At 35.8% G+C, this 26081-nt stretch carries 18 protein-coding genes; 11 read left to right on the top strand and 7 right to left on the bottom strand.

Translation table 11 applies throughout. The features are described from left to right. Nucleotides 1-87 precede the first annotated feature (87 nt). The 8 genes from KBJ98_RS06015 to KBJ98_RS05980 all read left to right on the top strand — a co-directional run bounded on the left by KBJ98_RS06015 (nucleotide 88) and on the right by KBJ98_RS05980 (nucleotide 13182). The gene (locus KBJ98_RS06015; protein WP_210788740.1) at nucleotides 88-537 is read left to right on the top strand and encodes a hypothetical protein; all 450 of its coding nucleotides are present in this window, start codon (nucleotides 88-90) and stop codon (nucleotides 535-537) included. 209 nt (nucleotides 538-746) lie between these two features. Continuing rightward, on the top strand, nucleotides 747-2423 hold the full coding sequence (gene asnB, locus KBJ98_RS06010) for an asparagine synthase B (RefSeq protein WP_210788739.1): 1677 nt from the start codon (nucleotides 747-749) through the stop codon (nucleotides 2421-2423). Between the two features lie 172 nt (nucleotides 2424-2595). Continuing rightward, complete coding sequence (locus KBJ98_RS06005; RefSeq protein ID WP_210788738.1) at nucleotides 2596-4221, top strand: amidohydrolase; 1626 nt, start codon at nucleotides 2596-2598, stop codon at nucleotides 4219-4221. Nucleotides 4222-4404: 183 nt separating this feature from the next. Next, nucleotides 4405-6009, top strand: coding sequence for an asparagine synthase B (asnB, locus tag KBJ98_RS06000; protein WP_210788736.1), 1605 nt, complete (start codon nucleotides 4405-4407; stop codon nucleotides 6007-6009). A gap of 301 nt (nucleotides 6010-6310) precedes the next feature. Next, nucleotides 6311-8254 (top strand): DNA topoisomerase (ATP-hydrolyzing) subunit B, encoded by a 1944-nt coding sequence (gene gyrB, locus KBJ98_RS05995; RefSeq protein ID WP_210788734.1) that lies wholly within the window; start codon nucleotides 6311-6313, stop codon nucleotides 8252-8254. 66 nt (nucleotides 8255-8320) lie between these two features. Further along, nucleotides 8321-9256 (top strand): malate dehydrogenase, encoded by a 936-nt coding sequence (mdh, locus tag KBJ98_RS05990; RefSeq protein ID WP_210788733.1) that lies wholly within the window; start codon nucleotides 8321-8323, stop codon nucleotides 9254-9256. Between the two features lie 226 nt (nucleotides 9257-9482). Beyond that, a complete protein-coding gene (secDF, locus tag KBJ98_RS05985; RefSeq protein ID WP_210788731.1) occupies nucleotides 9483-12455 on the top strand; it encodes a protein translocase subunit SecDF in 2973 nt (990 codons plus the stop codon). 97 nt (nucleotides 12456-12552) lie between these two features. Next, nucleotides 12553-13182 (top strand): acyloxyacyl hydrolase, encoded by a 630-nt coding sequence (locus tag KBJ98_RS05980; protein WP_210788729.1) that lies wholly within the window; start codon nucleotides 12553-12555, stop codon nucleotides 13180-13182. A 60-nt stretch (nucleotides 13183-13242) separates the two neighbouring features. Here KBJ98_RS05980 and lgt read toward each other — a convergent pair whose 3' ends face one another. From lgt to KBJ98_RS05955, 5 genes are all read right to left on the bottom strand, one after another. Continuing rightward, entirely contained in the window at nucleotides 13243-14166 is a 924-nt protein-coding gene (gene lgt / locus KBJ98_RS05975; protein WP_210788727.1) for a prolipoprotein diacylglyceryl transferase, read from the bottom strand. Between the two features lie 51 nt (nucleotides 14167-14217). Next, nucleotides 14218-14460, bottom strand: a complete 243-nt coding sequence (gene yidD, locus KBJ98_RS05970) for a membrane protein insertion efficiency factor YidD (protein ID WP_210788725.1) — start codon at nucleotides 14458-14460, stop codon at nucleotides 14218-14220. A gap of 50 nt (nucleotides 14461-14510) precedes the next feature. Continuing rightward, on the bottom strand, nucleotides 14511-15989 hold the full coding sequence (cysS, locus tag KBJ98_RS05965; RefSeq protein WP_210788724.1) for a cysteine--tRNA ligase: 1479 nt from the start codon (nucleotides 15987-15989) through the stop codon (nucleotides 14511-14513). Between the two features lie 124 nt (nucleotides 15990-16113). Continuing rightward, nucleotides 16114-16785 carry a GTP cyclohydrolase I FolE gene (gene folE, locus KBJ98_RS05960; RefSeq protein ID WP_210788723.1) on the bottom strand — a complete coding sequence of 224 codons (672 nt, stop codon included), beginning with the start codon at nucleotides 16783-16785 and terminating at the stop codon, nucleotides 16114-16116. A 191-nt stretch (nucleotides 16786-16976) separates the two neighbouring features. Continuing rightward, nucleotides 16977-18182: a pyridoxal phosphate-dependent aminotransferase gene (locus KBJ98_RS05955; RefSeq protein ID WP_210788722.1), complete on the bottom strand. Its 1206-nt coding sequence runs from the start codon at nucleotides 18180-18182 to the stop codon at nucleotides 16977-16979. Nucleotides 18183-18309: 127 nt separating this feature from the next. On the opposite strand from KBJ98_RS05955, the gene KBJ98_RS05950 reads away from it, so the two are divergent. After that, nucleotides 18310-19638, top strand: coding sequence for a PDZ domain-containing protein (locus KBJ98_RS05950; protein ID WP_210788721.1), 1329 nt, complete (start codon nucleotides 18310-18312; stop codon nucleotides 19636-19638). Nucleotides 19639-19692: 54 nt separating this feature from the next. Here the strand turns inward: KBJ98_RS05950 and KBJ98_RS05945 are convergent, their stop codons facing one another. After that, a complete protein-coding gene (locus KBJ98_RS05945; protein WP_210788720.1) occupies nucleotides 19693-20079 on the bottom strand; it encodes a DUF1573 domain-containing protein in 387 nt (128 codons plus the stop codon). A gap of 160 nt (nucleotides 20080-20239) precedes the next feature. On the opposite strand from KBJ98_RS05945, the gene KBJ98_RS05940 reads away from it, so the two are divergent. Together KBJ98_RS05940 and KBJ98_RS05935 are read left to right on the top strand one after the other, a co-directional pair. Continuing rightward, nucleotides 20240-22873 (top strand): valine--tRNA ligase, encoded by a 2634-nt coding sequence (locus KBJ98_RS05940; RefSeq protein WP_210788719.1) that lies wholly within the window; start codon nucleotides 20240-20242, stop codon nucleotides 22871-22873. A gap of 300 nt (nucleotides 22874-23173) precedes the next feature. Then, on the top strand, nucleotides 23174-23551 hold the full coding sequence (locus KBJ98_RS05935) for a hypothetical protein (protein ID WP_210788718.1): 378 nt from the start codon (nucleotides 23174-23176) through the stop codon (nucleotides 23549-23551). A gap of 67 nt (nucleotides 23552-23618) precedes the next feature. Here the strand turns inward: KBJ98_RS05935 and KBJ98_RS05930 are convergent, their stop codons facing one another. After that, nucleotides 23619-25829, bottom strand: a complete 2211-nt coding sequence (locus KBJ98_RS05930) for a TonB-dependent siderophore receptor (protein WP_210788717.1) — start codon at nucleotides 25827-25829, stop codon at nucleotides 23619-23621. Nucleotides 25830-26081: the final 252 nt, after the last annotated feature.

Below are 26081 nucleotides of genomic sequence, written 5' to 3'. Positions count from 1 at the left end.
TTCAGAACAATCAACAAGAGGCAGCTTATTGAATTCGCTACATGCAATTCTTAGCTGCTTTATTGATTTTAGCATTATTTCACAAATATGACTTTCAAACAAAAAATACACACACACTACATTCAACTGGTACAAGACCGAATTGATGTTTTCAAAGACATGATTGTAGCTTTGACAGAAGATTCAAAAAACGATGCCAAAGGTTCCGCTGGAGACAAGCACGAAACAGCACTTTCGATGATGCATTTGGAGCAAGAAAAACTCAATCATAAACTCAAGGAAGTATTGGGTCAAAAGGCCATTCTTGATAAAATTGATCCTTCAACTGTGGCGTCTACAATTATTTTGGGTAGTTTGGTCAAAGCCAATGGTATTCTTTTGTACATGTGTGCTGCACTTCCAAAGATTGCAGTCGATGAAGTTACGGTAATTGCGCTTTCGCCTCAATCGCCCCTTGGTTCAAAACTGATGGGTCAGCGAGTAGGCTTTTCGTTTGAGGTAAACACCACCAAATATTTGATCGAACAAATCAATTAATTCTTTCCATCTGAATTTAGATTGCAACAACAATTTTACAGTTTGTAATTAGAAGTACTAATTTTTTCAATCTATAATTACATATTTAATGTTATTGTTATTTTTTGATTTATTATTTAAACTAAAAAAGGCTTTTATGTTTTTAATTTAGAAGCATAATCACATCTTTGCCTTATCAAAATAAATAATAATATCAAAAATATAGCAATATGTGCGGAATTGTATGTGCCTTCGATTTGAAACAAAAAGCTGAGGTTTTAAGACCACAAGTTCTAGAAATGTCTAAAATAATTCGTCACCGTGGTCCAGACTGGAGCGGAATTTTTAGCAATGATAAAGCCATTTTATCACACGAGCGTTTGGCAATTGTTGATCCTGCCTCAGGAAAACAACCTTTGTTGAGTGCCGATAAACAATTGGTTTTGGCTGCGAATGGCGAAATTTACAATCACAGACTTTTACGCAAACAATTCGAAGGGAAATACCAATTTCAAACAGAAAGCGATTGCGAAGTTATTTTGGCTTTATACCAAGAAAAAGGTCCACATTTTATTGATGAAATGAATGGTATTTTCGGATTTGCTATTTATGATGTCGAAAAAGACGAGTATTTCGTGGCCCGCGATCACATGGGAATTATTCCTTTGTACATCGGTTGGGATCAGCACGGTACTTTTTACGTAGCTTCAGAATTGAAAGCGTTGGAAGGATTTTGCACCAAAATTCAATTGTTTCCTCCGGGGCATTATATGACAAGTACAGATGGTGAATTTGTACAATGGTACAAGAGAGATTGGACAGAATTTGATGCTGTAAAAGACAATGAAACCGATATCAGTGCCATAAAGACAGCTTTAGAAGCCGCCGTGCACAGACAATTAATGAGTGATGTACCTTACGGAGTATTACTTTCTGGAGGTTTAGATTCTTCTATCACTTCGGCTGTAGCCAAAAAATATGCTCAAAAACGTATCGAATCAGGCGATGTTGCCGATGCTTGGTACCCTCAATTACATTCGTTTTCAGTAGGATTGGAAGGTTCACCAGACTTAGCTGCAGCTCAAATTGTAGCCGACCATATTGGCACTATTCATCACGAAATCAAATTCACGATTCAAGAAGGTTTGGATGCCGTACGTGATGTAATTTATAATTTAGAAACTTATGATGTTACTACGATTAGAGCATCAACGCCAATGTGGCTAATGGCTCGTGTGATTAAGTCAATGGGTATTAAAATGGTATTATCCGGCGAAGGTGCCGATGAACTTTTTGGAGGCTATTTGTATTTTCACAAAGCGCCAAATGCAAGAGAATTTCACGAAGAGAACGTTCGTAAATTAGGTAAATTACACATGTACGATTGTTTGCGTGCCAACAAAAGTTTAGCGGCTTGGGGAATTGAAGGTCGTGTTCCGTTTTTAGATAAAGAGTTTATGGATGTGGCTATGCGCATCAATCCACAAGATAAAATGATCAATAAAGAGCATCCAATGGAGAAATGGGTTGTTCGTAAGGCTTTTGAAGATATGCTGCCGCAAAGTGTAGCGTGGAGACAAAAAGAGCAATTCAGTGATGGCGTAGGATACAGCTGGATTGATACGCTGAAAGCTACTGTTGCAGTTGAAATTACCGATGAACAATTGGCTAATGCCAAATATAAATTCCCATTACAAACCCCAACTTCGAAAGAAGAGTACTATTATCGTTCTATTTTTCACGAACACTTTCCGAGTGATGCTGCGGCGCTTTGTGTGCCACAAGAAGCAAGCGTGGCTTGTAGTACCAAAATTGCATTGGAGTGGGATGAGGCCTTTAAAAACATGAACGATCCATCCGGTAGAGCGGTAGCAAGTGTGCATGATGATGCTTATGAAAAAGTATAAGTTTTGATATCAAATCCATTTTTGCCATTTTGGATTTCTTTAAAAGCGTTTCCTTTGTGGGACGCTTTTTTTGTAAAATATTTTCAAGTTTGGTGAGACAAAAAATATAATCGTTCAAGCCGTCAGTTATTTAGGGAGAGTTTTTTATATTAGCATTCCTAAAAAAACAACTATGAAATTTTATACTTTCTTTTTCGCATCCTTACTTCTGATGTCCTGCTCCAACAAAAAAAAAATTGAGGTAGATACCATTGTAACCGATGCTACTATTTATACCGTAAACGAAGCTTTTGCTACTGCCACAGCCATGGCCATTGACAATGGGAAAATTGTTGCCATTGGCTCAGATAGCGAAATTACAGGAAAATACGAATCTAAAAACACTGTTGAAGCTGACGGGAAATTCATTTATCCGGGCTTGTATGATGCACATTGCCACTTTTATAATTTTGGGTTGACCTTGCAAGAAGTTGATTTACGAGGCACCAAAAGTATGGATGAAATCGTGAGTCGTTTGCAAGCTTTTCAAAAGAAAAAGAATCCTGCTTTTATTGTGGGTAATGGTTGGGATCAAAATGATTGGGCTGTGAAAAAATATCCAACAAAAGCCGATTTAGATAAAGCATTTCCAGACATTCCGGTAGTGTTAAATCGTGTTGATGGACATGCCATAATTGTAAATAGTAAAGCCCTGCAACTAGCGGGAATTACAAAAGATACAAATGCAGACGGCGGTCAAATTGAACTCGCAAATGGTGAGCCAACAGGTATTTTAGTTGATAATCCGATGGAATTGGTTTTTAAAATTATTCCAAAACCAACTCGTAAAATTCAAATAGCAGCTTTGTTAGACGCCGAAAAAGTAATGTTCGAGCACGGTTTAACAACAGTTAACGATGCAGGTTTAGATCCAGATGTGATTCATTTGATTGATAGTTTGCAAAAGGCCAAATTATTAAAACTGAATGTGTATGCTATGATTACTGCCAATCAAAAAAATATTGATTTGTACTTAAAAAAAGGAGTTTATAAAACGGATCAAATCAATGTACGTTCTTTTAAAATGTATGGCGACGGAGCGTTAGGTTCTCGCGGTGCTTGTATGCACAAAGCCTATTCTGATAAGCCAGGGCAATTTGGAGCTTTGCTAGCACCAATTGTAGGTTTAAAAGATGTTGCAAAACAACTAGCGCCTTCAGATTTTCAACTTAATACACATGCCATTGGTGATAGCGCAAACACGGTAATCCTTAAAATTTACAAAGAAGTTTTAGCGGGTACCAAAGATCGTCGTTGGAAAATTGAACACGCTCAAGTACTACGCGAAGCTGATTTTGATTATTTTAGGTTCGGAATCATTCCATCGGTTCAACCAACGCATGCTACTTCTGACATGTATTGGGCAGGCGAACGCTTAGGAAAGGAACGTTTAAAAAATGCTTATGCGTACAAAAAATTATTGCAAAAAGCAGGAACTATTGCTTTAGGAACTGATTTTCCAGTTGAAGAAGTAAATCCGATGTTAACGTTTCACGCTGCCGTTGCGAGAAAAGACAGCAAAGAATATCCTAAAGGCGGATTTCAGATTGAAAATGCATTGTCGCGCGCTGAGACTCTACGAGGTATGACTTTGTGGGCAGCATTTTCGAATTTTGAAGAAAAAGAAAAAGGCAGTTTAGAAGTTGGTAAATGGGCTGATTTTGTGCTTTATGATCAAGATTTGATGAAAGTGCCAGAAAATCAAATTGTGAAAATCAAACCTGCAGGAACGTACCTGAAAGGGCAAAAAGTGAAGTAATTTCATTTGATGCTTTTGAATAAATGTCATTTTAATTTGAAATGCTTCGGTATATTCTGATTACATTTTGAATTCAAATCTTATTTTTTACTTCAAAAACGAAAGTAGAAAGCAAAGTTGTGTTTGCACTTATAAGCGAGTAGCTCATATTTGCCAACTTGCTTAACAGTTAAATTATATGCTATGTGCGGATTATTAGCCATTATAGGTAAAGGAAAAGACGAACAGTTAGTACGAGACCTTTCGGCGCGTATGGCGCATCGTGGTCCTGATGAAAATGATTTATTTCAAACCGAAAAAGGACATTTCTTAGCTCACGAACGTCTCGCTGTCATCGATTTGCATTCGGGTAAACAACCTATTCAAGGTTCTGAGTCGGTGTACATGGTGCACAATGGCGAAATTTATAACCATGTAGAATTACGAAAAGGAATTCTTGATGGGTGTACTTTTCGAACCAAGAGCGACTCAGAGGTCATTGTACACCTGTATGAACTATTGGGTTACGATTTTTGTACGCAATTAGACGGTGATTTTGCTTTTGTGATTGTTGATGGCGATGATTATATGGCAGCACGCGATCCGTTGGGTGTAAAGCCACTGTATTATGGTTTGGATGAGCGCGGTAGAATGTTTTTTGCCTCCGAAATGAAAGCGATAATTGACCAGTGCAAAACATGTTCTACTTTTCCGCCAGGGCATTACTATACTCCAAAAACAGGTTTTGTGAAATACTTCAGACCAGAATTTGAGGATTATCAAACGGCTACTCAGGAGTCTGATTTGGTTCTAATACGAGAAACCTTGACAAAAGCGACTCAAAAAAGAATGATAGCTGATGTTCCTGTTGGTGTTTTGTTGTCTGGTGGTTTGGATTCGTCACTTATTACGGCTATCGCCAGCAGATTTTTCGAAGAAAAGGGTCAAAAATTAAAGTCATTTGCAATTGGTTTGGATAGTGAAGCTCCAGATGTAGTAGCTGCTCGAAAAGTTGCTCAGTTTTTAGATACAGCGCATACAGAAGTGTTTTTTACCGTAGAGCAAGGACTTGAGATTTTAGATACGCTAATCAAACAAATAGAAACTTATGATGTGATTACCGTGCGAGCTAGCGTTCCGATGTATTTTGTAGCAAAGGCAATTCAGCAAGCGGGAATCAAAGTAATACTTTCTGGCGAAGGTGCCGATGAAATTTTTGGTGGCTATTTGTATTTTGCGAATGCGCCATCTGCCGAAGATTTTCAAAAAGAAACAATCGAGAGAGTACAAAAATTATTTACAGCTGATTTATTGCGTACTGATAAAGCCACAATGGCGCACGGCGTAGAGGCAAGAGTTCCTTTTTTAGATGCTGAATTTTTAAACGTGGCTTTTGGTATTCAACCGTATGAAAAAATGCCTCGAAATCACGATGGAAAGGAGAAATTCATTTTACGAAAAGCATTTGATACGCCTGAAAATCCGTATTTGCCAGAGGAAGTTTTGTGGAGACAAAAAGAACAATTTTCGGATGGTGTTGGTTATTCGTGGGTAGACCAACTGATTGATTTTTGCGCCAAGCAAATTTCGGATGAGCAATTGGCTGGAGCCGCTCAAGAATACCCATACAATTCGCCTACAACGAAAGAGGCGTATTTGTATCGTCAAATTTTTCATAAACATTATCCACAGTTAAGTGCTGCGCAAACGGTTCGCAAATGGATTCCAAAGTGGCAAGAAAACCAAGACCCAAGCGGAAGAGCCAATGCTGCCCATGTCAAGTCAGCATTGTCGGGAAAGACTGAATGATACAGTAATACTTTTAGTGCTTGTCGTGCCACTAAAATCAGATATAAATTTTGATAAAAAAAACAGATTTTTAGGGTAAAACTGCTCAGTTTGCTACTAAAAATCTGTTTTTTATTTAGGATGATTTTTGTATTTCGATACAAGCTTGCTTTTTATTGGTTTTAGCAATTCAAATAGCTTAATTTTTTAAACAAATGTTAATAACTTAAAGCCTTTAAAAGTGATTTTAACGGTTATATAATTTGCGTTTTTATATATTTGCGTGTTATACAAAAAATTACATTTTTTAGATTAAAACAATATGAGCGAAGAAATCAATAAAGGGAATTATTCAGCCGATAGTATTCAGGCATTAGAGGGAATGGAGCACGTAAGAATGCGTCCTTCGATGTATATAGGCGATGTTGGAGTTCGAGGACTGCACCATTTGGTTTATGAAGTTGTCGACAACTCTATTGATGAAGCAATGGGAGGACACTGTGATACGATTTCGGTTGCAATTAATGAAGATGGTTCGATTACAGTTGAGGATAACGGTCGTGGTATTCCGGTAGGAATTCATAAAAAAGAAGGCGTTTCTGCACTAGAGGTCGTAATGACCAAAATTGGTGCCGGAGGAAAATTTGATAAAGATTCGTATAAAGTTTCTGGAGGTTTGCACGGTGTGGGTGTTTCGTGTGTGAATGCATTGTCCAATCACTTGATAGCCACTGTTCACAGTAGCGATGGTAAAGTGTACCAACAAGAATATGAGAAAGGAAAAGCTTTATATCCAGTAAAACAAATTGGTGATACTACTAAAAGAGGTACCATTGTTACTTTTTACCCAGATCCAACCATTTTTACGCAAACGACAGAGTATTCATATGATACACTTTCGGCACGTATGCGTGAACTTTCGTTCTTAAACAAAGGAATCACTATTACGTTTACTGATAAAAGAGAAGTTGATAAGGACGGAAATTTCATGTCAGAAGTGTTTCATTCTACTGAAGGTTTAAAAGAGTATATTCGTTATTTAGACGGGAACCGTGAGCCAATTATTGGACACGTAATTTCTATGGATCACGAAAAAGGTGATATTCCTGTTGAGGTAGCTTTGATTTACAATACGAGTTACTCTGAGAACATTTTCTCTTATGTAAATAACATCAACACGCATGAAGGAGGAACGCACTTGCAAGGATTTAGAACGGGATTAACTCGTTCCTTGAAAAAGTATGCAGATGCTTCTGGAATGTTAGATAAATTAAAATTTGATATCTCTGGAGATGATTTCCGTGAAGGTTTAACGGCTATTATTTCGGTAAAAGTTGCTGAGCCTCAATTTGAAGGTCAAACGAAAACTAAGTTGGGTAACAGAGAAGTTGTTTCTCCTGTTAGTCAAGCAGTGAGTGAGATGGTAGAAAATTATTTGGAGGAAAATCCAAATGATGCTCGAATCATTGTTCAAAAAGTAATTTTGGCTGCACAAGCGCGTCATGCTGCAAAAAAAGCACGTGAAATGGTTCAGCGCAAAACCGTAATGGGTGGCGGTGGATTACCAGGAAAACTGTCTGATTGTTCAGAGCAAGATCCTGCAAAATGTGAAGTATATCTTGTCGAGGGTGACTCGGCAGGTGGTACAGCAAAACAAGGTCGTGACCGTGCGTTTCAAGCAATTTTGCCATTACGTGGTAAAATCTTAAACGTAGAAAAAGCGATGCATCACAAAGTTTTTGAAAACGAAGAGATTCGAAATATTTTTACTGCATTGGGTGTAACTATTGGTACTGCCGAAGATAGTAAAGCTTTAAATATTGAAAAATTACGCTACCACAAGGTTATCATTATGTGTGATGCCGATGTCGATGGTAGTCACATTTCTACTTTAATTTTGACGTTCTTTTTCCGTTTTATGAAAGAATTAATCGAAGAAGGACACGTGTATATTGCAGCTCCGCCATTGTACCTTGTTAAAAAAGGAAACAAAAAAGAGTATGCGTGGAATGATGTGCAACGCGATCAAGCCAATGAGCGCATGGGTGGAAGTGCAGCAATCCAGCGTTACAAAGGTCTTGGAGAAATGAACGCAGAGCAATTATGGGAAACTACCATGGATCCTAACTTTAGAACCTTACGTCAAGTAACTATTGATAGTTTGGCAGAGGCGGATAGAGTGTTCTCTATGTTAATGGGTGACGAGGTGCCACCTCGTAGAGAATTTATCGAGAAAAATGCAGTTTACGCAAATATCGATGCTTAATTAATTTTTTTGAAAAGCTCAATAAAAATAAACCAAATAAACAATTAACCGAATAAACTATAAAAGATGAAAGTGACCATCGTAGGAGCAGGAAATGTAGGCGCGACTTGTGCAGATGTGATTTCATACAGAGGAATTGCAAGCGAAGTGGTTTTGCTAGATATAAAAGAGGGTTTTGCTGAAGGAAAAGCGCTTGATATCATGCAATGCGCAACCAACACTGGTTTCAATACCAAAGTGACGGGAGTAACTAATGATTATTCTAAAACAGCAGGAAGTGATGTGGTGGTTATTACATCAGGAATTCCAAGAAAACCAGGAATGACTCGCGAAGAACTAATTGGTATTAACGCAGGAATTGTAAAGACGGTGACTGAGAATGTGTTACAATATTCGCCTGAAACTATCATTGTTGTAGTTTCGAACCCAATGGATACGATGACTTATTTGGCATTGAAATCTACTGGTTTGCCAAAAAACAGAATCATTGGTATGGGTGGTGCGCTTGATAGCTCTCGTTTTAGAACGTATTTATCTTTAGCTTTAGACAAACCTGCTAATGATATTTCGGCAATGGTAATTGGTGGTCATGGTGATACAACTATGATCCCGCTTACTCGTTTAGCTTCTTATAATGGTATTCCAGTTTCTCAATTTTTATCTGAAGAGCAATTACAAAAAGTAGCTGCTGATACAATGGTAGGTGGTGCCACACTTACGGGGCTTTTGGGTACATCAGCTTGGTATGCGCCGGGTGCTTCAGTGGCGTTTTTGGTAGATAGTATTTTAAACGATCAAAAGAAAATGATTGCTTGTTCTGTATTTGTAGAAGGAGAATATGGTCAAGATGATATTTGCATCGGTGTACCTTGTATAATAGGTAAAAACGGTGTTGAGGAAATTGTAGATATTCAATTGAACGAAACTGAAAAAGGCTTGTTTGAAAAGAGTGCAGCTGCAGTCCGACAAATGAACGACGCCTTAAAATCGATTTTAGCCTAAGAAAATCACAAATAATTAAGGAAGACTGCTTAAGGGCAGTCTTTTTCTTGAGATTAATTAATAAATAAATTGGTTAATCTTAACCTTAATTATATATTTGCTCGGTTTAAAAAAAATAGCCCAACGCAATTGTTTCTTTTTTATTGTTTGTAAAATAGAAAAAGTGCAGCAGGAGTCGAAGCAAATCATCAATAAACAAATTTAAAATAATTAATTTTTAGTAATAATGCAGAATAAAGGACTGATTAAATTTTTTGCAATTCTATTTGCACTGGTAAGTATTTACCAACTTTCTTTCACTTTTGTGGCCAATAACATCAAAGGTGATGCTAAAGTTTTTGCAGGAGACAATCCTGATAAAGAGTTGAAATATTTAGATTCTATTGGTAAAGAGAAAATATTGGATCTTGGTTTTACTGATTTCACTTATGATGAAATTAAAAACAAGCAAATCAACAAAGGTCTTGACTTAGAAGGAGGAATTAACGTAATTCTTCAAATTTCTATTAAAGACGTTTTGAAAGGTTTATCTAATAACTCAAAAAACCCAGTTTTTAATAAGTCTTTGGCAGATGCTACTGCAAATAAAGAAGGAAACAAAACTTATTTGAATAAGTTTTTTGAAGCTTTCGAAGCCAATTCAAAAGGAACTGTAAAATTAGCTTCTCCTGATATCTTTGCAAACAGATCATTGCAAGGTGAAGGTGGTGTTAGTTTTCAAATGTCAGATTCTGATGTTCAAAAAGTAATCAAAAGAAAAGTTGATGAGTCTATCGAAAGTGCTTTTAAAGTATTAAGAGAGCGTATTGACAAATTTGGTGTAACACAACCAAACATCCAAAAATTAGGAGAAACAGGAAGAATTCTTGTTGAACTTCCTGGTGCTAAAGACGTAGATAGAATTAAAAAATTATTAGGTGGTAAAGCACAACTTGAATTTTGGGAAACTTACAATGTTCAAGAAGTTGGAAACTTTTTAGTGGCTGCTAACGAAGCATTGAAGAAAACAGAGGTTGTTAAAACAGAAGCAAAACCAGTTGTTAAAGATTCATTGAGTGCTTTGTTGACTGATGCAAAAGATTCAGCTGCAACTAAAAAAGGAAACAATCCATTATTTGACAAAATTGTTGGTCAAGGCGGTGGACCAGTTTTAGGTTTATTTGCTCCAAAAGATACAGCTACAATCAACGCATATTTCAAGAGACAAGATATCAAAATTCTTTTACCAGCAGCTTTAACTTACGCTAAGTTTGTTTGGGGAAAACCATTGAAAATTACTGACGACAAACAAAAACAAGTTGAAGTAGTTGAATTATATGCTCTTAAAGGTAATAGAGATAATGCTCCAGCAATGTTAGGTGCTGTAGTTACTGATGCAAAAGATACATTTGATCAATTGGGTAAACCAGCTGTTTCTATGCAAATGAATGCTCAAGGAGCAAAAGGTTGGGAAGAATTAACCGGAAGAGCTTTTACTCAAAAAAGCAACATTGCTATTGTTTTAGATAATGTAGTATATTCTGCTCCAGGTGTTTCTAGCGGACCAATCGCTGGAGGAAGATCTGAGATTTCAGGTGCTTTCGATATCACGGAAACTAAAGATTTAGCTAACGTTTTAAATGCAGGTAAATTACCAGCCTCTGCTGATATCATTCAATCTACTGTAGTAGGACCTTCATTAGGACAAGCGTCTATTGATGCAGGATTAATTTCATCTATCATCGGATTTTTATTAGTTTGTTTCTGGATGGTTTTCTATTACGGAAAAGCAGGTTGGTATGCTAATTTAGCTTTGTTATTGAACTTATTGTTCTTATTTGGAATTATGGCAAGTTTTGGTTTTGTATTGACATTGCCGGGTATTGCAGGTATAGTTTTAACATTAGGTACAGCAGTTGATGCGAATATCATTATTTACGAAAGAGCTAAGGAAGAATTGCGTGATGGTAAAACTTTATCAGAAGCAGTAGTTTCGGCTTACGGATGGCATGGTGCAATGCGTTCGATCATTGATGCAAACGTTACCCACGTATTAACGGGAGCGATTTTGTTCATTTTTGGAACAGGACCAATCAAAGGTTTTGCTTTGACCTTACTTATTGGTATTGCAACTTCATTGTTTACTTCTATTTTCATTGCAAGAATCTTTATTGATAAAAACATTGCAGGAAAAGCAGATTTAACTTTCTGCACAAATATGACTAAAGACTGGTTTACTAACTTTAATTACGATTTTATAAAAATTAAAAAGTTTACTTATGTTTTCTCTTCAATTGTAGTTGTAGTGAGTTTGATTTCTATCTTCTTCGTAAACGGATTAGATCAAGGTGTGGATTTTGTTGGAGGTAGAACTTTCCAAGTAAAATTCGAAAAGCCAGTAGATGCCTCTGTAATTTCTGAAGAATTGTCAACTGCATTTGGAACTCCTGTAGAGGCTAAAGTTTTAGGCGATGACGATCAATTGAAAATTACAACTAAATATAAAATCCAAGAGGATGGAATTGAAGTTGATAAAGAAGTAAATGAGAAATTATACAAAGCTTTAGCTAAGTATTATCCAAATACATCTTATGATAAATTTACAAATACATTTGATGGTAAAAAAGTAGGGGTATTGCAAGCTTCAAAAGTAGGTGCTTCGATCTCTGAGGATATCAAAACCAATTCATACTGGGCGGTACTTGGTGCATTAGCAGTAATCTTTTTATACTTAATGATTTCTTTCCGTAAATGGCAATATTCATTAGGTGCGATCGCAGCAGTTGCGCACGACGTTATCTTTGTATTAGGAATTTACTCTTTATGTTACAAATTCATGCCTTTCCACATGGAAATGGATCAGCATTTCATTGCAGCGATCTTAACTGTAATTGGATACTCGATGAATGATACTGTAATTGTATTTGACAGAATTCGTGAGTTTATCTTAGGAAAACGCAAAGGTACATTTGATAGTATTGTAAACGCTTCGATTAACACTACGTTGTCAAGAACTTTAAATACTTCATTAACGATGATCTTGGTATTGTTGACAATGTTCCTTTTTGGAGGCGAGTCAATCAGAGGATTTATATTTGCAATGTTAGTGGGTATTATCGTAGGTACTTATTCTTCTTTATTTATCGCAACTCCAGTAGTTGTTGATACTTTCACAAAAGAGGATAAAGATGCTATTGAAAAAGAACATGCTGCGGCATAATGCTCGCAACTAATTTATAGTAAAAAGGTTCAGCGTAAGTTGAACCTTTTTTTTGCATTGACTATAATTTTACTGCATTTAGATTTTACTATATAACATGAAAGTTTATAATTTATACAGAATTGCGCTTGCTACTTGCATTTGCTTTCTCTTTAGTTCGGTTGTTCGTAGTCAATCAGTTTTTCGTCCCACTTCAATTGGGTTTGCTGTAGGTTCAGGTTCCGAGTTTAAAAATCGGAATTACAGCCATAGTGCTGATTTTGTAAAGTTGGAATTGTTGTACTCGCTGATGAGAAAAAAATCTATCGGATTGGAGTTATTGATTCAACCCGAATTTAATAACGCTAAACATCAAATGTTGAATATCTTTTTTGTCAAGCCTGACACACCCAATTATGAAGATTTACGGTCGCTTTACAGTCAAAATAGGATAGTAAAAAGTTATATTTTAAATGTAGGCGGATTGCTTAGGAAACAATTTTCAACCGCGGCAAGTTGTTATGTCATGTTAAGTGTAGGTCCGATGTATACCGACACGCAAACGGAACGCCTTTCCAAAGGTTTCGCTTTCTCTGATGTTTTGGCAATAGGATTTTCGTATAAAATAAAGTCGGTTACAATTGATCTCCGACCGAGTCTTCAACATCAGTCAAATGCGGGTCTTGGTGCTTCAAATGCAGGCTATAACATTAAAAATATAGAGTTGAGTTGTGCTTTTCAATTGTAGTCAAAAAAAAGCGCTAATCCTTTTTGAGGGATTAGCGCTTTAATTTTTTTGTAATTTATTTTATTTAAGTTCTCTTTGAGCGGTGATTACAAAATACAAACCGATCAGTACAAAAGGAATACTTAACCACTGTCCTGTTGAAAATAAGCCTAAAGCACTTTCAAATCCACCTTGGCTTTCTTTTACCGACTCTACTACAAAACGTACCGAGAACAATAATACCAAAAACATTCCGAATAAATATCCAGTGTATTTGCGTTTGTCTGTTTTCCAATACAAGAAAAATAATATGGCAAATACAAATATGTAACTAAATGCTTCGTACAATTGTGTAGGATGACTGCTTGGCACTTGCTCTAATAAATTTGCAAATTTTGGATCTGTGGCAATAGCTGTGTATGCTTCTTTAGGATTGGCTATTTGTGTGTTGGTAACCGCGTCTTGTGGACTAAAATGGTCTTTTATGAATTTAATACCGAATGCCGAATCAGTAGCGTTACCAATAATTTCAGAGTTAAAAAAGTTACCCAAACGTACAAATATAGCACCACTAGCCACTGGAATAACAACGCGATCTAAAATCCAAAGCTGTGGTCGCTTCAAGATGTTCTTGCTGTAAAAGTACATGGCTATTATTATCGAAATTGCCGCACCATGACTCGCTAATCCTTGGTAGCCTGTAAACTCAAAACTTGGACTTAAGCGGAACGGTAATATAATTTCGGGTAAATGGTTGCGGTAATATTCCCAGTCGTAAAAAAACACATGACCCAAACGAGCTCCAGCCAAAGTAGCAAGTACTGTCCAGATGAAAAGTGAATCTAGTTTTTCAATTGATTCTCCTTCACGAACAAAAATATGTTTCATGATGTACCAACCTAAACCAAATGCAATTACAAACATTAAGCTGTAAAAGCGTATGGTAAAAAATCCTAAATCGATTCCTTCTGAAGGATTCCAAACAATGGTTAAAGCGTGTGTCATAGTGTTTTTGTATTCTGTTAAATAGAGTTTACTTGTTATCTATTATTTTTTTTATTTTTTTGGTTGGTTATCAGGAACAGGATCATAGCCTGTTGGTCCCCAAGGATTACAGCGCAAAATTCGTTTTAATCCTAAAAAACTACCATAAAACAAGCCGTGTTTTTGCAAGGATTGAATCATGTACGAACTGCATGTAGGTTCAAAACGACAAGCAGCAGGTGTAAAAGGAGATATCGCGGTTTGATAAAATCGCACCAATAATACAAATGGTAAAATCAATATTTTCGATACCATAGTGATCCTTTCTTTTGATTGTAACGCTTTAGCAAATAAAAGCAATTCCTTTAAATGCTAAACGTCGTTCCTTCTTTCCCATCTTTCAACTGAATTCCTAAAGCCAATAGTTGATCTCTAATTTGATCTGATAAGGCGAAATTTTTATTCTCTCTAGCTTGCTTACGCATTTCAATTAGTAGCGAAATAGTTCCTTCTAACTTATCGTTCTTGCTATCCGAAACTTTTTCATCCTCTAAACCAAGCACGTCGTAAATGAAGGCATTCATAGTTTGCTTTAAAGTTTCTAAATCAGCTGCGTTTAAAGTTTCTTTACCATCTTTCAATAAATTGATAAAGCGAACCCCTTCAAACAAATGTGCGATTAAAATTGGAGTATTAAAGTCGTCATTCATTGCATCGTAGCACGATTGTTTCCATTCAGCAATAGCCAATGAACTGGTTTTGCCTGCAGAAAGTGTTGCTAATGCACTCATGGCTTCCATTAATCTTTTGTATCCTTTTTCAGCTGCAACAATAGCATCATCTGAGAAATCTAAAATACTACGGTAATGCGCTTGTAACATAAAAAATCGAGCTACCGCTGCTGAAAAGGCTTTACTTAAAATCGTATTTTCGCCAGTCAAAATTTCTCTTGGCAAAATATTATTTCCAGTTGATTTGGCCATTTTTTTACCATTCAACGTAAGCATGTTGGCGTGCATCCAATAATTCACAGGCGTTTGTCCTGTACAAGCTTCGTTTTGAGCAATTTCGCATTCATGATGTGGGAATTTCAAATCCATTCCACCACCGTGTATATCAAAATGATTTCCCAAATATTTAGTACTCATAGCAGTACATTCAAGGTGCCAACCCGGAAAACCATCGCTCCAAGGCGAAGGCCATCTCATGATGTGTTGTGGCTCTGCTTTTTTCCACAGGGCAAAATCTTGTGGGTTGCGCTTGTCGCTTTGTCCGTCAAGATCACGCGTATTAGCAAGCATGTCTTCAATATTTCGACCGCTTAACTTGCCGTAATTATTGGTTTCATTGAATTTTACAACGTCAAAGTAAACCGATCCATTGGCTTCATACCCAATCCCATTCGCAATGATAGTCTTGATAATTTCAATTTGCTCAATAATATGTCCGGTTGCCGTTGGCTCAATGCTTGGTGGCAAAAAGTTAAAAGCACTTAAAATATCATGAAAATCTACGGTGTAGCGTTGCACTACTTCCATTGGTTCCAATTGTTCCAAGCGAGCTTTTTTGGCAATTTTATCTTCGCCTTCATCTACATCATCAACAATATGACCAACATCTGTAATATTTCGAACATAGCGCACTTTGTACTCCAAATGCTGAAAATACCTAAAAATGATATCAAACGACATAAAGGTACGCACGTTTCCTAAATGCACATTGCTGTACACCGTAGGACCGCATACATACATTCCTACATTTCCTTCGGTGATAGGTGTAAATGTTTCTTTTTCTCCTGAAAGAGAATTGTATATTTTAATGGCTTGCGTTTCGTATAATGGCATTTTGTTTTTTTTAGGAGCTGTTTCCTGCTTTTCGTTTCAATCTTTATATTTTTAAGAAAAAATATAAAGGATTTTCACTGCAATCAGGGCTATAGTTTAGCAGTCTAATTACGAACTTACTAATTTAGAATTTTGTTTCTAATTTGATGTAATCTAAAAATTCTCTACGCGTTACTGTATCTTTAAATTTACCACCAAATTCAGAGGTTACTGTACTACTTTCGATATCACTAATTCCTCTTGAGTTTACACATAAGTGTTTAGCATCAATCACACAAGCAACGTCTTCGGTACCCAAAGCTTGTTGCAACTCTTGTACAATTTGCATCGTTAAACGCTCTTGAACTTGTGGTCTTTTTGCATAATATTCAACAATACGATTCATTTTAGATAATCCAATTACGGTACCATTCGATATGTATGCTACGTGAGCTCTACCGATAATTGGTAATAAATGATGCTCACAAGTAGAGTAAACAATAATGTTTTTTTCTACCAGCATTTCACCGTATTTGTAGTTGTTATCAAAAGTAGATGCTTTTGGTTTTTTATTTGGATTTAAACCTCCAAAAATTTCCTTTACAAACATCTTTGCCACACGATTAGGTGTGCCTTTTAAACTATCATCTGTCAAATCCATTCCTAAAGTTTGCAGAATGTTTTCGACATCTTTTTTAATCTTTTCAATTTTATCATCGTCAGAAAGTGCAAAAGCATCTTCTCTTATTGGGTTTTGAGCTGATAAGCTTACGTGATTATCGCCTATTTCGTCTTGAAATTCTTCGTTTTTTATCATTAAATGCAACTATTATAGTGGGTGTATTTATTTGAGCGGTAAAGATAAATAATAAAAATTTAAGAATTTCTATAGCGTACACTATTTAAGACTTCTTTATCGCTTTGTAACTGTAGTATTTTTTGTGTGCAAAACAAAAAAGGCAATAGCGTGTTGCTATTGCCTTTTTGAAATCATTAGTTTTTAACTATTTATCCTTTTTGTGTCATGGCTTGGTAGGCAGGAATTGCTGCTTTTAAAATACGAACCGCACTTATTAAATCGTCCTTTTTCAAAACATAGGCAATTCGAACTTGATTCAAACCTACGCCTGGAGTCGAGTAAAATCCAGCGGCAGGAGCAACCATAACAGTTTCGCCGTTTAGGTCATAACTTTCAAGTAACCATTGTGCAAAAGCATCTGCGTTATCAATTGGTAATTGTGCGATGCAGTAAAAAGCACCTTTTGGCTTGCTGATAATTACGCCTTCAATTTGGCTTAACTCTTCAATCAATGTATCGCGACGCTCTCTATATTCTCCAATCACTTCATCAAAATAGCTTTTTGGGGTGTCTAAAGCGGCTTCGGCTGCAATTTGTTCAATTGTTGGCGGACTCAATCTTGCTTGTGCAAATTTCATGGCCGCGTTCATTACTTCTTTGTTTTTTGAAACCATGGCACCAATTCGTGCGCCACACATGCTGTATCTTTTTGACACAGAATCAATCATAATAGCGTGTTGCTCTAATCCAGGGATATTCATTACTGAGTAATGCACATCACCATCATAGGTAAATTCACGGTAAACCTCGTCAGAAATCAAAAACAAATCGTGTTTTTGTACCAACTCAGCCAATTGCATAATTTCTTCTTTTGAATACAAATAACCCGTTGGATTTCCTGGATTACAAATCAAAATTGCTTTGGTTTTTGGAGTAATCAATTTTTCAAAATCAGCTACGGCTGGTAAAGAAAATCCAGTGTCTATCGTTGAGATCACGGGTACAACAGTCACTCCTGATGCAGTTGAAAATCCGTTATAATTAGCGTAAAATGGTTCTGGAATAATAATTTCATCACCTTGATCCATAGTGCTACCAATAGCAAATAGCAAAGCTTCTGATCCACCGGTTGTAATGATGATGTCTTCTTTGTTTACTGAAACACCTTGTTTGATATAAGAGGCGCTCAATTTAGTTCTGTAACTTTCGTTACCAGCAGAATGACTGTACTCTAAAATAGTCAAGTCGATATTTTTTACCGCTTCCATGGCAACTTCTGGAGTTTTTATGTCCGGTTGGCCAATGTTTAAATGAAATACTTTGTTTCCTTTTTTCTTTGCGATTTCAGCAAAAGGAACTAATTTTCGAATGGGAGATTCAGGCATTTGCGTGCCTTTTTTAGATATTGTTGGCATAGTCTTTTTTTGTTGAATTGCAAATTTGCGATTTTTTTTCCGAATTAAATCCAATTAAATGCTCTATCAATTGTTAAATCTGTATTTCTCATTCTTTTATTTCGTAATTTTAAGGGAAAGTTAATTTATGAAAAAATGTTTTCTGGTCCTTTTATTTACGTTCTGTAACCAAATTTTGGTTGCGCAAGTAGGATTTGAATTTAAAGAGGGTGAAACAAAAGTAACAGTTCCTTTTCAGTTGATTAATAATTTAGTCTTTGTACCAATCAAAGTTAATGGTGTCGAATTGAATTTTTTACTCGATACTGGGGTTTCTGAGACTATTTTGTTTAGCCTTGAGGAAAAAAAAGAAGTGCGTTTTTTTAATGCGCAAAAAGTAATGCTCAAAGGTTTAGGAAGTCAAGATACTGTAGAAGGACTCAAATCGACTAATAATCTCTTAGAATTTGGCAATTTGCAATACCGCGGACATTTTCTTTATATCGTGCTAGATCCTGATTTTAATTTGTCCTCACATATTGGGATTCCTGTTAATGGAATCATTGGATATCATTTTTTTAAAAATAATTTGATTCATTTGGATTACCGACGAAAAAAGATAGTTGTCTTGAAAGACACACCTCAAAACAGAAAAAAATACACGCATAAATCTTCAGTAGTACCGTTACAGATAGAAGGTAACAAGCCTTATGTAATCGCTAAAGTAGATCTTGAAAAGCAAGATATTCCAGTAAAGTTATTGGTTGATATTGGTAATAGTGATGCAGTTTGGCTTTTTCATAATCGTGATCCTTTGGTAAATGTTCCTAAAAAAAACTTTAATGATTTTTTGGGCCGCGGATTTAGTGGTGATATTGAAGGCCAGCGAGCAAAAGTAAACAGGTTTAAATTGGCTGATTTTACCTTTGATGATGTTATTAGTGCTTTTCCCGATTCAATTTCGATCAAAAATGTGACGATGGTTCCTGACCGAATGGGATCAGTAGGAGGTGAGATTATGAAACGCTTTAAGGTTTTGTTCGATTACTCGGCGCAGCAAATGTTTTTGCGAAAAAGCAAAGCTTATTACGAGCCGTTCTCTTATAATAAAAGTGGAATTGAAATCCAGCATCACGGTTTACAATGGGTACAAGAAACAGTACAAATGGAAACTGTCCCGCAATCAGGTTTCAATGCATCGGGCGGTCAATCGGTTTATAGAAATGATTTCAAATACAAGTTCAAGTTAAAACCAGTGTACGATATTGCGCATATTCGACAAGGTTCTCCCGCAGCATTAGCTGGGTTGCAAAAAGGTGATATCTTAGTTCGAATTAACAATAGAATGCCTTATCAATATTCATTGGAGCAGATCAATCAACTTTTCAAATCAGAAGAGGATAAATGGATTACTTTAGAAATTGAAAGAAAAAGTCAATTATTAACCTTCTCTTTTCAGTTGGAAAATAAGTTATAAAAAAAACTAACATTTCTCTAAAGCAAAAAATGTTAGTTGACAAAGTTTTAAAATTTAATTTTCTACTACTTCACCTCTAATCTTAAGAGCAACACGACCACTTTCGTAGTTAATCGCATTCGATTCTACAGTTAATGTTTTTCTAATTGGTCCTATTGCCATATTGTATTTTACGGTTATTTTCCCTGTTTTTCCAGGCATTATTGGCGCATCAGGTTTAGTAGGAATCGTACAGCCGCAGGTAGAAAGTACGTTGGTAATCAATAAAGGAGCGTTTCCTGTGTTGGTAAAAATAAAATCTCTGCTACTGTTGTCGGTACTTTTAACGCGCCCGTAATCAATGGTGTTATTCTTTGCCGAAAATTCGATCTTTGGACCATTTTGCGCAAAACCAATCGTACTGATTAAGACAAATGCTAATAAGGCGATACTTTTTTTCATTATCAAAGGTTTAAATTCGGTTAGTAAAGTTACTTTCTTTTAAATAACGTACAAATTTTTATTTCGCTTTTTATAGTGTACTTTATTATTTACTTTTGTTTAATATTAGATTTACAAATATCAGACCAAAACATATTTTTGGTTTTAACAGTTGCTTTATATGACAATTCCTGCCCAATTTGACGCGAAAACTATTGAGAATAAGTGGTATGACTACTGGATGAAAAATAATTATTTTCATTCGGAGCCAGATCACAGAACACCGTATACAATTGTAATCCCACCGCCCAATGTGACTGGAGTTTTGCACATGGGGCACATGTTAAACAATACCATTCAAGATGTTTTAATTCGACGTGCTCGATTAAAAGGATTTAATGCATGTTGGGTTCCGGGTACGGATCACGCCTCAATTGCAACCGAGGCAAAAGTTGTTGCTAAGCTAAAAGCCGAAGGAATTAATAAAAACGATTTAACTCGTGAAGAGTTCTTGGCGCACGCATGGGAATGGACAGATAAATACGGTGGCGTAATTCTAGAGCAACTCAAAAAACTAGGTGCTTCTTGTGATTGGGAGCGTACAAAGTTTACCATGGATCCAGATATGTCAGCATCAGTAATACGTTCCTTTGTTGATTTGTACAATAAAGGAATGATTTATAGAGGGTATCGAATGGTGAATTGGGATCCAGAGGCCAAAACTACACTTTCTGACGAAGAAGTAATTTACGAAGAACAACAAGGAAAACTATTCTTTTTAAAATACAAAATCGAAGGCACCGAAGACTTTTTAACGATTGCCACCACACGACCTGAAACAATTTTTGGAGACACTGCAATTTGTATTAATCCTAATGATGAACGTTTTGCCCATTTACGAGGTAAAAAAGCAATTGTGCCAATTTGCGGAAGAGTAATTCCTATTATTGAAGATGAGTACGTAGATATGGAGTTTGGAACAGGTTGCTTAAAAGTAACACCAGCCCACGATATGAACGACAAAACTTTGGGCGAAAAACATCAGTTAGAAATTATCGATATTTTAAACGAAGATGCTTCTCTCAATTCTTTCGGATTGCATTACCAAGGGAAAGACCGTTTTGTGGTTCGCGCCGAAATTGCAATCGAGTTAGAAAAAATTGGAGCTTTGTTAAAAACAGAGTCGCACTTAAATAAAGTAGGAACATCTGAAAGAACCAAAGCAGTTATTGAGCCTCGTTTGTCGGACCAATGGTTTCTGAAAATGGAGGAGTTGGTAAAACCAGCTATCAAATCTGTTCTTGAAGATGGTGATATTAAATTGCACCCAGCTCGTTTCAATAATACCTATGCACATTGGTTAAACAACATTAGAGATTGGAATATCTCCCGTCAATTATGGTGGGGACAACAAATACCAGCCTATTTTTATGGTGATGGAAAAGAAGATTTTGTAGTTGCAGAGAATATTGATGATGCCTTAAAGTTAGCAAGAGAGAAAACTTTAAACCTTAAACTTGAAACAAAAGATTTAACTCAGGATGTTGACGCACTTGATACTTGGTTCTCTTCATGGTTGTGGCCAATGTCAGTTTTTGGAGGGATTATGGATCCTGAAAGCGCTGATTTTAAATATTACTATCCAACAAATGATTTGGTAACTGGTCCAGATATTTTGTTTTTCTGGGTAGCACGTATGATTATTGCGGGCTATGAATATACTGGTGAAAAACCATTTACAAATGTGTATTTGACTGGATTGGTGCGTGATAAGCAACGTCGTAAAATGTCTAAATCGTTAGGAAATTCACCAGATCCGTTAGATTTAATTGATAAATTCGGGGCAGATGGAGTTCGTGTTGGCTTGTTATTAAGCGCCTCAGCAGGAAACGATATTATGTTTGATGAGGAATTGTGTAACCAAGGCAAGGCGTTTACCAATAAAATTTGGAATGCCTTTAAGTTAATCAAAGGCTGGGAAGTTTCAGAGGCTATTCCACAACCTGAATCTTCTAAAGTAGCAATTGAATGGTACGAAGCTAAATTACAACAAACATTAGCAGAGATTGAAGATAACTTCGAAAAATATAGAATTTCTGATGCCTTGATGGCTATCTATAAATTGGTTTGGGATGATTTCTGTTCTTGGTTCCTAGAAATGATCAAACCGGGTTACCAACAACCAATTGACAGTAAAACTTTTGCGAAAGCAATAGAAATGCTTGAGAACAATTTGAAGTTATTGCACCCGTTTATGCCATTTTTAACTGAGGAAATTTGGCAGTTTATTGCAGAACGTACTCCAAATGAAGCTTTAATTGTTGCTACTTGGCCAGAAATGAAACCGTTTAATGCGAGTTTGATTGCTGATTTTGATGCAACAATCGAAGTGATTTCTGGAATTAGAACGATTCGTAAAGACAAGAATATACCGTTCAAAGATACCATCGAATTAAAGATTGTGAACAATGATAAGTCGTCAGCTTATTTTGATGCTGTTGTGTCTAAATTAGGGAACATTAGCAACTTAGAATATGTTTCTGATAAAGTAGATGGAGCACTTTCTTTTAGAGTTAAATCAAATGAATATTTTATCCCAATCACTGGTAATATTGATGTTGCTGCCGAGATTGCAAAACTTACTGCCGAATTGAGTTATACGGAAGGTTTTTTAAAGTCGGTTCAAAGTAAATTAGCAAATGAGAAATTTGTTTCTGGTGCACCAGAAAAAGTTTTGGCTAACGAAAAACAAAAAGAAGCCGATGCATTAGCAAAAATCGACACGCTGAAAAATAGCTTAGCTGGTTTACAATAAATTATAGTAAAATAAATTATCGCAATCCCATTTTAGAATCTTTTCTAAAGTGGGATTTTTTTTAAAAGTAGTTTGATTATCAGTATAAAGAAAATAAATCTATATTGGTATGCCACATTAGCAAAGGAAAGCTTAGAACAGTTGCTGTGCTAAATATGTTTTAACATTTTAAAAGTACCGATTAACGGCAAGCGCCTTGTAATTAACAGATTAAATAGCCCGTTCAACGATTATAGTTTTTTTGGAGATGCAATATAAGTAGGTTTGTATAGAATTTCAAACACCACAAATGATATTTCTATGAAAAGGATAATAAATGATGTATACAGGCAAAATTATTACAGAGGACTTGCAATTGGTTTGGATCCTTATTTAGAATTTAATGATGCCATGAAAAATGAGGCAGTTATTGCTGGATTTATCGCAGGGCGTATGGAGTACGAACGTCTTAATGGTTGTATTAGCAAAGGTATTCCTGAAAGAATAGTTACTGATAAAATACTTGAAGATTTTTTAATAGCAGGTTTACTCGGGTTACCAATCGATGACGAAGGCTATACAGCTCATCAATTGGGTTTAATTGCAGAGTGGTACCAAAGTGGGGTAGAAAAATACGAACCTCATGTTAATGTTTTGTTGAACGATCTATTGGAAGTTAACGGAATTGAAATGCATTAATTTATTATTATAAAAAAACAAGCCCCAAAATAAATGTATTTTGGGGCTTGTTTTTTTTGAAATAGGACTAAAACTTATATCGCAAACTTGTCATGATTTGTCTCGGAGCAATCGGGTTTACACTGTAATTTTCGTGTACGGTATAATTCAATTCATTCGTGATGTTAGATAATTTGCAAAGGATAGCAATTTTTTTCCATTCATAACCAACTGATAGGTCAATTGTAGTATAACCCTCTAAAGGAATTTCTCTGTCAAATATACCATTAGGCAACGCAGGATCTACTTGATTGTTCCATCCACCAACTCTTTTCCCGATATAATTTCCTAAAGCTCCCAGCGAAACTCCTTTAAGTGTGCCAGATTGTAAAGTGTAGAAAAAGCTTAAATTGGCTGTATTTGCTGGAGTTCTAGCCAATCGATCCCCTTCAATAAAACTCCCTTTTAAACCAGAAGTTTTTGTAAAACGCATGTCATTGTAACTATATCCGGCAATAATGTTTAGTCCCTCAATTGGTTTTGCAATAATATCCAGTTCTACACCTTTGCTGTTTGTTTCTCCACTTAACACTTTTATTGAGCTATCTGTATTAGGGGATCCATCAGCTTTAAATTCAGCTGTTTGTGCTAAATTACTATTTGTAATTTGGTACAAGGTAACATTTGTGCTCAATACTCCTTTCCAAAAATCTTTTTTCACGCCGAATTCATATTGATCAATGATGGAAGGTTCTATTGCTTTCAAGTCTACTGTTGTTCCTGTATTTGGCGTAAAAGAGTTTGAGTAACTGGCAAATACAGACATATCCTTTGTAGGTTGATAAACTAATCCAAGTTTTGGAGTGAAGGCAAGGTCTTTTCGCTTTTTATCTTTGATGATTGTTTTTTTAGTCAAATCTGTAGTTTCTACTTGTGCTTCTTGCCAAGACCAACGAATTCCTGCCAGAACTTTAAATTTTTCAGTAAGTGAAATTAAATCTTGTGCATAGATACCAAAACGGTTCGTATTTGTTTTTACAATTCGGGTATTTGTGCCATTTGGGATTGCTCCGCCTTGATCAAAATTTTCAAAATCAAGTAGGTTTCCACTTCCGTACGTTGTAGGTGTAAACGTAAAGGTATATGCTTGCGAAAAGGAATTTTCCATATCTACACCAGTAAACAATTGATGTTTAATTTGACCTGTTTTAAAATTTCCCTGCACACTTAATTGTTCGCCTATAATTTGTTCTAAGTTTCTGTTCTGACCCAAAGGTCGATTCCAATCGCCATTTGCAGTTGGTTGTACTCGTTCGGTACCTTTAGAAGTTCTCTCAAAATTTTGAAAAGAAGTATTAAAATTTAATTTCCAGTCTTTATTAAAGTTATGTGTAACCAAACCTGAAACAGTAGCTTGATTAGTTTCACCATTAGACCAAGTTGCGCCTAAATAAAGGTTTCTAGGAAGGTCTAAGATTTTTTTTCCGATTATTCCCGTTCCAAAATCGGGTGTCCAATAGTCTTTCAAATAATCTCCTTGTAGAACAATCTCCGTTTTATCACTTACTTGAAACAAAAAAGAAGGATTAATGTAGTAGCGCTCTTTGGTTACATTATCTCTAAAACTTTCAGAGTTTTCATAAGAACCAGTAAAGCGGTAAGCAATAATGTCATTTAATGGCCCATAAACATCAATGGATGGTTTATAAAAAGAATAACTTCCCATTTGCATTGAAATTTCACCTCCTTTTGTGAAAGATGGAGTTTTGGTAACCATATTTAAAATTCCCCCAGGCGCCACATTGCCATAAAGTAGAGCGGCACTTCCTTTTAAGACTTCAACTTTTTCCAAAGATGAAACTTCAGGGATAGATCCGCTATTAAAACGAAAGCCATTTTTGAACATATTGTTGGCTGACATGTCATAACCTCTCGAAAAAAATGATTCCTGAGCGCCGCCTCTTGCTGAACCAACATAAACGCCATTTACGTTTTTAATAACCTCACTTAACCGAATAGCCTGTTGTTGTGTGATGATTTCAGATCCAATAACTTGAATACTTTGTGGGGTATCCATCGGTTTTAAACCCGAACGCAACACCGATACTGGTTTTTTCTCTCTGTTGTTGGTTACGATTACTTCTTTTAATATTTCACCTTTTTTGTTTTTAATGGTATCGTTTAATGCTTGTGCAAAAGAAGTGTCTTGATGGTCGCTGTTTGCAGCACTGATGCGCTCTTGAGCTAAAATGTTTGTACTAAAAAGTAACGTTGAGGCTGCAAATAATAGGTATTTCATAACTGTTTATTTAGAATAATTAAAAATAACAGCGCAAAGATAGAGCCCTCTTTTGGATTAACAAAACTTATTTAGATTAAATATGAATAATAATTTTATTGAAAAGCTAAGCTCTTGTTTTAATGTTATTTATAATAATTCTTATTTATTAACATAGTCATCAAGAAGTTTTAATTGAAGTAAAATAGTGTTAAAATATAGAAGGATTGACGAGTAAAAAGAAATTAACTTTTAATATAAGATTATTGCTAT

This window comes from Flavobacterium erciyesense, assembly GCF_018069925.1.
Classification (GTDB): domain Bacteria; phylum Bacteroidota; class Bacteroidia; order Flavobacteriales; family Flavobacteriaceae; genus Flavobacterium; species Flavobacterium erciyesense.
The sequence above is the reverse complement of the archived record's forward strand: the minus strand, read 5'-3'. Positions and strand labels throughout refer to the sequence as shown.

Coding starts and splice junctions, on each gene's coding strand:
- KBJ98_RS06005 (WP_210788738.1), top strand. CDS start 2,596: ATGAAATTTTATACTTTCTTTTTCGCATCCTTACTTCTGATGTCCTGC.
- yidD (WP_210788725.1), bottom strand. CDS start 14,460: ATGGTATCGAAAATATTGATTTTACCATTTGTATTATTGGTGCGATTT.
- KBJ98_RS05945 (WP_210788720.1), bottom strand. CDS start 20,079: ATGAAAAAAAGTATCGCCTTATTAGCATTTGTCTTAATCAGTACGATT.
- gyrB (WP_210788734.1), top strand. CDS start 6,311: ATGAGCGAAGAAATCAATAAAGGGAATTATTCAGCCGATAGTATTCAG.
- mdh (WP_210788733.1), top strand. CDS start 8,321: ATGAAAGTGACCATCGTAGGAGCAGGAAATGTAGGCGCGACTTGTGCA.
- folE (WP_210788723.1), bottom strand. CDS start 16,785: ATGATAAAAAACGAAGAATTTCAAGACGAAATAGGCGATAATCACGTA.
- secDF (WP_210788731.1), top strand. CDS start 9,483: ATGCAGAATAAAGGACTGATTAAATTTTTTGCAATTCTATTTGCACTG.
- KBJ98_RS05935 (WP_210788718.1), top strand. CDS start 23,174: ATGAAAAGGATAATAAATGATGTATACAGGCAAAATTATTACAGAGGA.
- asnB (WP_210788736.1), top strand. CDS start 4,405: ATGTGCGGATTATTAGCCATTATAGGTAAAGGAAAAGACGAACAGTTA.
- KBJ98_RS05955 (WP_210788722.1), bottom strand. CDS start 18,182: ATGCCAACAATATCTAAAAAAGGCACGCAAATGCCTGAATCTCCCATT.
- KBJ98_RS06015 (WP_210788740.1), top strand. CDS start 88: ATGACTTTCAAACAAAAAATACACACACACTACATTCAACTGGTACAA.
- KBJ98_RS05930 (WP_210788717.1), bottom strand. CDS start 25,829: ATGAAATACCTATTATTTGCAGCCTCAACGTTACTTTTTAGTACAAAC.
- KBJ98_RS05940 (WP_210788719.1), top strand. CDS start 20,240: ATGACAATTCCTGCCCAATTTGACGCGAAAACTATTGAGAATAAGTGG.
- KBJ98_RS05980 (WP_210788729.1), top strand. CDS start 12,553: ATGAAAGTTTATAATTTATACAGAATTGCGCTTGCTACTTGCATTTGC.
- lgt (WP_210788727.1), bottom strand. CDS start 14,166: ATGACACACGCTTTAACCATTGTTTGGAATCCTTCAGAAGGAATCGAT.
- cysS (WP_210788724.1), bottom strand. CDS start 15,989: ATGCCATTATACGAAACGCAAGCCATTAAAATATACAATTCTCTTTCA.
- KBJ98_RS05950 (WP_210788721.1), top strand. CDS start 18,310: ATGAAAAAATGTTTTCTGGTCCTTTTATTTACGTTCTGTAACCAAATT.
- asnB (WP_210788739.1), top strand. CDS start 747: ATGTGCGGAATTGTATGTGCCTTCGATTTGAAACAAAAAGCTGAGGTT.